The sequence below is a fragment of the Streptomyces sp. NPDC092952 genome (genome assembly GCF_044754785.1).
In the GTDB taxonomy this organism is placed as follows: Bacteria; Actinomycetota; Actinomycetes; order Streptomycetales; family Streptomycetaceae; genus Streptomyces.
In genome coordinates, this window is record NZ_JBIVPT010000008.1 from 143,901 (window position 1) to 153,194 (window position 9,294).

Below are 9,294 nucleotides of genomic sequence, written 5' to 3' on the forward strand. Positions count from 1 at the left end.
ACCTACGTCGTGGCCGCGCCCCCGGGAACAGAAGCCTTCAGGCCGGCCACTCTCAGCGCCTCCACACGGGCCTGCGCGAACGCGGCCCGGACCGCGTCCTCATCTCGCCCCCACGCCCGAGCCGCAGTACGTGCACCGATACCACCGCTCTGGTCCACGACCTGCTGTGACGGCTCCTCCGTGAACACGCCCTCGAAGTCCCACCGCCACGCCCCCCTCAGGTCTGCGGCGTCCGAGGTCGCCAGGACCTCGGACCCGTCCGCGGCATACTCGACCGGCCCCATTTCCCAGACCCAGGCGCGCCCCGGCGCGTCCTCTCGGACGGCCTTCGCTCCCCCGTCCACGCCAGCCGCTCGGGCGGATGCGATCCAGTCGTCCACCGCCACCTTCTCGACGTGCACCGAGCCGCCGCGTTCTCGGGCCCAGCGCTCGGCAGTCTCTTCGGCGTCGTCCTGGCTCCAGAAGGGCACGTGAAACTCGCCCAGGACCGCAACGTGAACACGCCGCCGCATGCAGCGCCCAGGCGCGTCGTCCGCTCCTGCGCCGCCAGCGGACGACGTCACACCCATGACGCGGTCGATCGTGGCAAGAGCCGCTACGTGTGCCGTTTCCAGCAGGTGCCCGTACCGGTCCGACGTCGTCTTGATGCTCTCGTGCCCGAGCCGCCGCTGCACGTAGGTCAGGCTGTGGCCGTCCGATAGCAGCGCGGCGACATGCGAGTGCCGAAGGTCGTGGAATGTCGGATATTTCCATTCAGGCAGCAGCCCGAGGGCCTTCGCTTGAGATACGGCCGCAAGCCACCGTTCGTAAAAGGTTCCGTAGCGAATCCGCTCGTCCTTGCGTCCCTGAAAGACGAGGTCGTCGAGCCCCAGATCTCCGAGGCCGACCTCTTCAAGCTCGCGCCACAGCCCGGGGGTGATCTCCACCGTCCGCCGCCCCGCCTTCGACTTCGGCGGCCCGAGGAACCACGGCTTGCCAGACACCCGCTTCCACGCCCGCGTCACGCGGATCTCGTACTGTCCGGGGCGAGGGCTACGGACATGGCGCGCCGCGAGTGCGGTGATCTCCCCCCAGCGAAGCCCCGACCCGTAGGCCGTACGCACCATCACTCGATCGCGCGCCCTCGAGAAGCACGACACGAGACCCGCGACCTCCTGCGGGGTCATGAACTCCATCTCATCGGTCGCCTCGTCGTCGCCGGTACCGTGATCATCGTTGCTCGGGAGCCGAGTGAGGTCGCACGGGTTCCGGTCCCGAAGCGGCGGCTCAGTGACAACCGCCTCTTGCAAGATCGAGGACAGCAACCCGTGCAGCCCCCGCAGCGTCTCCGGTGCCATCAGCTTGACCTTCGCCCCGCGCTTCACCTTCGTCTTCAGCATCTGGTTGACCCACGCGCCAACGGTGGCCTTGCTGAAATGCTCTGTGGATCGGATGTCGCAGTTACCGAAGGTGGGGTTGAGGTACATCTCCACGGCCCGCAGCCGCTGGTCCTTGTAGTTTTCGCTCGCGGTGCGGTTCTCGAGGGACGCCCGGGCCCACCGGTCGAAGCGGTAGCGGGTCTCGTCGACGGCCGCTGGGTCGATGTACCCGCGCCCTTTCACCCACCCGGGCGGCCACTGCTGCCCGTTGTCGTCCACCGCGTCCTTGAAGACGGTCGCTGCGTCCTCGTCGTCGAAGCGCTCGGTCTGCCAGTCGGCTTTCGCTCCTCCTCCCAGGCGCCACTTCACCTGGTAGCTCGTGATCTCGCCGGCCTTGTTCTTTCGCGGAACTACGCTCGCCATGAGCGGAGCGTAGCGCGATGCGTTCCCAGCGTGTTCCCGTCGCTTCGCGCGAACTCGCGAGAAACGGGCCATCCTCGCAGTTCAACGTACGTATACAGCGAGACGGCCCGAACCCCCGCACAGTGGGTTCGGGCCGTCCCGTGTCACCTGCTCTCGTGCTGTCCAGGCGGAAACACAGGCGACATGGGCGGGCCGGCCGGGCCGGTCCGGTTCGTGGCTACAGGGCGAGGCCGGTGAGGACCAGCACGCGCTCGTAGGTGTAGTCGTCCATCGCGTAGCGGACGCCCTCGCGGCCGACGCCGGACTGCTTGGCGCCGCCGTACGCCATCTGGTCGGCGCGGTAGGACGGGACGTCACCGATGATCACGCCGCCGACCTCCAGGGCCCGGTGGGCGCGGAAGGCGGTCTGCAGGTCGTGGGTGAACACACCGGCCTGGAGGCCGTACTTGGAGGAGTTGACGGCCTCGAACGCCTCGGCCTCGCCGTCCACCTTCTGGACCGACAGGACCGGTCCGAAGACCTCCTCGACGGCGAGGGTGACGCCGTCCGGGAGCTCGGTGAGCACGGTCGGCGCGTAGGTGGCACCGTCGCGCTTGCCGCCGGCGAGCAGCTTGGCACCGGCCTGCACGGCCTCGTCCACCCAGGACTCGACGCGCTTGGCGGCGTCCTCGCTGACCAGCGGGCCGACCTCGGTGGCCGGGTCCGACGGGTCGCCGGTGACCTGGGCCTCGACGGCGGCGACGATCTTCGGGAGCAGCCGGTCGTAGACCGCGGCGTCCGCGATGACCCGCTGCACGGAGATGCAGGACTGGCCGCCCTGGTAGTTCGAGAAGGTCGCGATCCGGGTCGCGGCCCAGTCCAGGTCCTCCTCGGAGGCGTAGTCGCCGAGGACGACCGCGGCGGCGTTGCCGCCCAGCTCCAGGGTGCAGTGCTTGCGCGGCACCGACTCCATGATCGAGTAGCCGACCGGGCCGGAGCCGGTGAAGGAGATCACGGGCAGCCGCTCGTCCTGGACCAGGGCGGGCATCCGGTCGTTGGGGACCGTGAGCACGGACCAGGAGCCGGCCGGCAGGTCGGTCTCCGCGAGGATCTCGCCCAGGACCAGCGAGGAGATCGGGGTGGCCGGGGCCGGCTTCAGGATGATCGGGGCGCCGACGGCGATGGCCGGGGCGACCTTGTGGGCGCTCAGGTTCAGCGGGAAGTTGAACGGCGCGATGCCGAGGACCGTGCCCCGCGGGAAGCGCCGGGTCAGGCCGAGGCGGCCGGTGCCGCCGGCGTCGGTGTCCAGGCGCTGGGCGTCGCCCCCGTTGAAGCGGCGGGCCTCCTCGGCGGCGAACCGGAAGACGGAGACGGCGCGGCCGACCTCGCCCCGGGCCCACTTGATGGGCTTGCCGTTCTCGGCGGAGATCAGCTGGGCGATCTCCTCGGTGCGCTCCACCAGACGCCGTACGACGTGGTCGAGTGCGGCGGCCCGGACGTGCGCCGGGGTCGCGGCGAACTCCTCGCGCACGGCGTGCGCGGCCGCGACGGCCTCCTCGATCTGGGCGTCGGTCGGCACGCTGACGGTGCCGACGAGACGGCCGTCCCAGGAGTTGGTGACGTCGAAGCTGTCCTCGCCGGTGGCCTGGCGGCCGGCCAGCCAGAAGGCGTGGGTGGAAGTCATGGAGGTTCCGGCCCTTCGGAGCGGTGGGGGTGTCTTGATCCCACCGTAGGGCCGCGCGGCCGTTTCGGCGTTTGTCCGGGGTGGAGCAGTGCGCTCCGGGGACGCTACGGTTTGTCGGACGCGGCGGGTACGGGCGCGGACTACGGCGCGGGGGTGCTGGTCGCCTTCAGGGCCAGCCAGAGCTCCATCCGGACGTCCGCGTCGTCCAGCGAGCGGCCCAGGATCTCTTCCACGCGGCGCATCCGGTAGCGCAGGGTGTGCCGGTGCACGCCCAGGTCGGCGGCGGCGGCGTCCCACTGGCCGTGGTGGGCGAGCCAGGCGCGCAGCGAGGCCACGAGGTCGCCGCGCCCCTTGGCGTCGTGCTCGTGCAGGGAGCGGAGCATTCCGTCGGCGAAGGCCCGCACCGCGTCGTCCGCGAGCAGCGGCAGCACCGAGCCGGCCGCCAGTTCCTCGTGCTCGACCAGGGCCCTGCCCCGGCGGCGGGCCACCGAGAGGGCCTGCTCGGCCTGTTTGTACGCGGCGGAGACGGCGATCGGGCCCGCCGGGGCGGAGAGGCCCACGACGACGGCGCCCTCCTCCGGCTTCATGCCCTCGCCGGAGGTCCGGGCCTCCTGGGCGCCGGTGTACGCGGCGCAGGCGGTGACCGCGGCGCCGCCGTCCGCGGCGAGGACGACGAGCCGGTTGCCCTCGGGGACGGAGAGCAGGGTCTCGCCGGTCCGCAGGGCCGCCGTCTCCATCGCCTCGGCGAGCGCCGCGGGCCCGGACGGCTCGGCGCCCTCCGCGATGAGCAGCCGGAACGGGGCGTCGAGCAACCCGCCGTACAGGTCCCCGGCGACGGCGCGGGCATGGTCGGGCTGACCGGCCAGCAGCATCCGCAGCACCGCCGCGCCGAGGCGCTGTTCGGCGCCCTGGAGGGACCGGGAGCGGGCGGTGGTCAGGGTGAGCAGGGCGACGGCGGAGTGCACGGCGTACCGCCCGGCGGTGCCGAGGGCCGCGCCGGTACCGACGGCCAGTGCGCCGCGGACCTGGCGACCGGTGCCCAGGGACTGGAGCTCGACCCGGTCCTCGGCGCTGCCGACGACCATGCTGGCGGGGGCCGCGCGGTCCCGCAGCCGCTCCACGTCGGGGGTGAGGCGGGCGGCGCGGCGGGCGGCCCACTCGGGGGCGGAGGCGACGACCTGGCCCGCCGCGTCGTACAGCGCGGCCCAGCCGTCGAGGTGGGCGGCGAGCCGGGTGAGCAGCTCGCCGGGGCCTTCGCCGGAGACCGCCGCCCGGGTCAGCTCGCGCTGGACCTCGAAGCCCGCCGTCACGGCCCGGTACTGGTCCTCCGCGATGGCCGAGGAGACCGCCTTGGCGATCGCGATGAAGGGGGTGCGGCGCGGCACTTCGAGGAGCGGCAGCCCGGCCTCCTCGGCCGCGTCGATCAGCGCCCGCGGCACCTCGTCGTAGTTGACGCCGACGGCGAAGCCCAGCCCGGTGACGCCGGCGGCGGCCAGCCGCCGCACGTACCGCCCCATCGCCTCGGGGTTCTCGGCGTCCAGGTTGGTGGCGGTGACGAGCAGGAACTCGCCGCCCTCCATGTACGGCACCGGGTCGGTCAGCTCGCTGGCGTGCGCCCAGCGCACGGGCGCGTCGAGCCGGTCCGCCCCGGCGCGCACGATCAGTTTGAGCGCGGGGCGCTGGACGAGCGAGGCGAGAGTGAGGGGCATGGCGACCGCGGGACCTCGTGGTGTCGGTTTTCGCCGTCCCGTATGAACGGCTACCCCCAATTCTGCCAGGCTGGCCTGGTTCTCCACGACCACGAACGGGGGCGCCCGGTCAGCCGTTCAGATCCACCAGCAACGGCGGCGCGTGCTCCCCCTCCACGGTCGTCAGGGAGAGCACGGCGTGCCCGGCCGGGACCTGGCGGGCCAGCTCCGAGGCCGACCAGCGCTCCCGCTCGACCTGGCGCACGGTCACCGCGTCGGTGGTGACCGCCTTGCCGGTGACGAGCTTGCGCAGGGCGTGCACGGCCCGGGTGAGCGGCTGGTCGGCGAAGACCGTGTGCTTGGCGACCTCCGTGGTCTCCACCCACTCGGTGCCCCAGGCCTGCGCGAAGAGCCGCCCGTCCCAGGTGGTGACGCCGGAGAAGGCCATGTGGCAGCCGACCGAGCCGAGCAGTGCCGTGTGCAGGGCCTCGGGGACGTCGTCCAGTCCGCGCAGGGTGAGAAGCACTCCGGCGTTGCGGCTCCGCAGCCGCTGGACGGCCCGTACGGACTCGGCGGTGATGGTGTGGGTGGCGTCGTCCAGAGCGAGGAAGGCGAACAGGGAGCGGTCCGTGCGGGCCGCCGCCCCGGCGGTGAACTGGGCGAGCACCAGTCGGGTGAGCAGACGGGCGGCCTCGGGGTGGGCGTGTTCGGGGAGGTCGACGCGGACCCGCAGCGGGTGTTCGAGGGTGCGCGCCGAGAAGGGGCGGGCGGCGGCCCCGGGGTCGAAGAACCCGGCGAAGGCCGGCCGGTCCAGGGCCGCGAGCCGGCCGGCGAGCCGGACGCCCGGGTCGCCGGGGGTGGCCGCCTGGCGGGCCCGGCCGTCGAGCTCGCGGAGGTAGGAGCGGTCCGCGTCGGCGTCGAGCCGGGCCCGGAGCCCGGCCAGGGCGTCGGGCTCGTTGTCGAGGAGCTCGCGCAGCGCCTGGACGGAGGGGAAGTGGCCGTGGGCCGCCCGGTACGGGCCGAGGAGCTGGGCGAGCGCGGTGGCGGCCCGCCGAGGGTCGACGTCGGGCAGGTCCCCGGCGAGCGCCTCGGCGAGCAGGGCGGCGGCCTCGTCGGCGTCGTCGGTCCCGCTGTAGAGGTCCAGGTCGTGGGCGCAGGACGGGTCGCCCGGGCTGATGACCACGTCGTAGCTCCCGTCGGCCCCGAGCGGGGTGCCGGCCGCGCAGACGGCGATGACGGCGGCCTTCCCGGCGAGGGCCTGGAGGGCGAGCGACTCCACGACGGGCCGCACCACGTGCCGGGTCTTGCCCGCGCCGAAGGGGCCGACGGCCAGCAGGGAGGCGCCCAGCACCGCCGGGTCGACGGCGGCGCCCGCGCCCCGCCGGGCGGCCGGGCTGCGGTCGTGGTCCGGGTAGCGGCCGAGCCGGACCTGGGAGGTGAGCAGGTCGTGGGTGGCGGAGCGGGCCGGCAGGTCCCGGGCGCCCGAGGGGTGCGGGCAGGCCCCCGCGCCCCGGGTGAGCACGGAGTCGACGAACGGGCCGAGCCGGGCGGAGTCGGCCTCCACGGTGCTCCAGGCGCGCCGGATGCGCACCAGGTCGACGTCGTTCATGCGCCCGGTGCGCTGTTCGGCGACCAGCCGGTCGGCGGCGCCCTGCTGGCCCGCCGCGCGCAGCCGCGGCCAGTCGGCCGGGTCCGCCGCGGGGGCCTTCTGCTGCTGCGGGACGCTCCTGCGGCCGCCGCGCAGTTCGCGGACGGCACCGAGCCAGTTCCCGGCCCGTCCGGTCAGCAGCAGGATCACGGCGGCGCCCACCAGGTGGTAGACGGCCGTGAAGGTCGCCACCCGGTCCGCGACCTCCTGGGCGGTGCCGTGGTACAGCCAGGAGTAGGGGGTGAGCCCCAGGACCAGCTCGTCGAAGGGCAGCAGTCCGTCGGCGTTCACGAAGCACAGGATCAGGACGGCCGCGGCCAGCCCGGTGCGCACCGCCCGGCCCGGCATGGGGTGGTCGGCGGCGTAGCGGCGGAACACCCCGGTCCAGTTGCCGATCCGGCCGAAGCCCCAGATCACCAGGACCGCGAACAGGCTGTTGTAGGCGGACAGGGCCGTGACGGCCGCCATCGGGCGTTCGAGCCCCCACCAGTCGGAGGGGGTGACCAGTTCCAGCAGGATGCGGCTGTGGGGCACGTAGCCGTTGCGCCACAGCGACCAGACGAGCAGGGCGGCCAGCAGGGCCACCACCGCGCCGCCGATCAGGGCCCGGTCGGGCACCCGGTCCGGGTCGGCCTCGGGCCTGGGTACGTGGCCGAGCCGCCACAGGCCGGGCTCGGCCGCCGCGCGCCGGGTCCGCAGCCAGGTGTCGACCGGGGGGCCGGCGGTGGGCGCGTGCCCGGGCCTGGGCGGCGCTCCCGGCGGGGCCGGGCGCGGCACCGGATGACCCGAGCGGGTGGAGCGTGAGTCGTTCGTGCCCTCGGTGTCCATCTGCTGTCCCTCGTCCCCTGACCAGCGCCGACCGTGTTGCCGGGCACGGATGCCCGAAGCCCTCAATCTAGTGCGCGGACAAGGCGAGTTCAGCAGGCTCCCCGGTCCGGACACACCGGTGTCCCGGCCCCGCGCACCGACCCGCCATGTCCACCACGGACAACCGCGCCCGGCCACCACTCCCGAACGGAACATGCCGGACCCCCGGCCCCGCCCCTAGCCTGCAGGGGAAGCGTCCGAAACATCCCCCCAGGAGCCCCACATGACCGAAATCCCGCAGGAGCGACGCGTCGTCACGGCCATCCCCGGCCCGAAGTCGGTGGAGCTTCAGGCCCGCCGGCTGAACACGGTGGCCGCCGGTGTGGGCTCCACCCTGCCGGTGTTCACCGCCCGCGCCGGTGGCGGGATCATCGAGGACGTGGACGGCAACCGCCTGATCGACCTCGGCTCCGGTATCGCCGTGACCTCGGTCGGCGCCTCCGCCGAGGCCGTGGTGCGCCGCGCCTCCGCGCAGCTCGCCGACTTCACCCACACCTGCTTCATGGTCACGCCATACGAGGGCTACGTCGAGGTCTGCGAGCAGCTCGCCGAGCTGACCCCGGGCGACCACCCGAAGAAGTCCGCGCTGTTCAACTCGGGCGCCGAGGCCGTCGAGAACGCGGTGAAGATCGCCCGCATCCACACCAAGCGCACCGCGGTCGTCGTCTTCGACCACGGCTACCACGGCCGCACCAACCTCACCATGGCGCTGACGGCCAAGAACATGCCGTACAAGCAGGGCTTCGGTCCGTTCGCGCCCGAGGTCTACCGGGTGCCGGTGGCGTACGGCTACCGCTGGCCGACCGGTGCCGAGAACGCCGGTGCCGAGGCGTCCGCCCAGGCCATCGAGCAGATCAACAAGCAGATCGGCGCCGAGAACGTCGCCGCGATCATCATCGAGCCGGTGCTCGGCGAGGGCGGCTTCATCGAGCCGGCCAAGGGCTTCCTCCCGGCCATCGCGCAGTTCGCCAAGGACAACGGCATCGTCTTCGTCGCGGACGAGATCCAGTCCGGCTTCTGCCGCACCGGCCAGTGGTTCGCCTGCGAGGACGAGGGCATCGTCCCGGACCTGATCACCACCGCCAAGGGCATCGCGGGCGGCCTCCCGCTCTCCGCCGTGACCGGCCGCGCCGAGATCATGGACTCCGCCCACTCCGGCGGCCTCGGCGGCACCTACGGCGGCAACCCGGTCGCCTGCGCCGGTGCCCTCGGCGCCATCGAGACGATGCGCGAGCTGGACCTGAACGGCAAGGCCAAGCGCATCGAGGAGGTCATGAAGGGCCGCCTCGCCGAGATGCAGGCGAAGCTGCCCAACGGCGACGTGATCGGTGACATCCGCGGCCGCGGCGCGATGATCGCGATCGAGCTGGTCAAGTCCGGCTCGAAGGACCCGAACCCGGAGGCCGCCGCCAAGCTCGCCAAGGCGTGCCACGCGGAGGGTGTCCTGGTCCTGACCTGCGGCACGTACGGCAACGTCCTGCGCTTCCTGCCGCCGCTGGTGATCGGTGAGGACCTGCTGAACGAGGCGCTCGACGTCATCGAGCAGGCGTTCGCCACGATCTGACCTGTGCGAGCTCCGGCACCCCCGGAACACGCGCTCGCGGGGCCCGCGTGAGGGCCTGTGAAGAAGGTGTGCGGGGCCGATGG

General features: G+C 73.1%; 5 protein-coding genes. 1 reads left to right on the forward strand and 4 read right to left on the reverse strand.

The genetic code is table 11. From position 1 onward, the window contains the following. Positions 1–2: 2 nt before the first annotated feature. From ACIQGQ_RS21015 to ACIQGQ_RS21030, 4 genes are all read right to left on the reverse strand, one after another. Entirely contained in the window at positions 3–1,781 is a 1,779-nt protein-coding gene (locus ACIQGQ_RS21015; RefSeq protein ID WP_402398070.1) for a tyrosine-type recombinase/integrase, read from the reverse strand. Between the two features lie 217 nt (positions 1,782–1,998). Beyond that, positions 1,999–3,444, reverse strand: a complete 1,446-nt coding sequence (locus tag ACIQGQ_RS21020) for an aldehyde dehydrogenase family protein (protein WP_402398072.1) — start codon at positions 3,442–3,444, stop codon at positions 1,999–2,001. Positions 3,445–3,584: 140 nt separating this feature from the next. After that, positions 3,585–5,153, reverse strand: coding sequence for a PucR family transcriptional regulator (locus tag ACIQGQ_RS21025; RefSeq protein WP_402398074.1), 1,569 nt, complete (start codon positions 5,151–5,153; stop codon positions 3,585–3,587). Positions 5,154–5,262: 109 nt separating this feature from the next. Continuing rightward, a complete protein-coding gene (locus ACIQGQ_RS21030; RefSeq protein ID WP_402398076.1) occupies positions 5,263–7,608 on the reverse strand; it encodes an ATP/GTP-binding protein in 2,346 nt (781 codons plus the stop codon). Positions 7,609–7,870: 262 nt separating this feature from the next. Here ACIQGQ_RS21030 and gabT point away from each other — a divergent pair, with 262 nt between their 5' ends. Continuing rightward, the gene (gene gabT / locus ACIQGQ_RS21035) at positions 7,871–9,211 is read left to right on the forward strand and encodes a 4-aminobutyrate--2-oxoglutarate transaminase (RefSeq protein WP_366295955.1); all 1,341 of its coding nucleotides are present in this window, start codon (positions 7,871–7,873) and stop codon (positions 9,209–9,211) included. Positions 9,212–9,294: the final 83 nt, after the last annotated feature.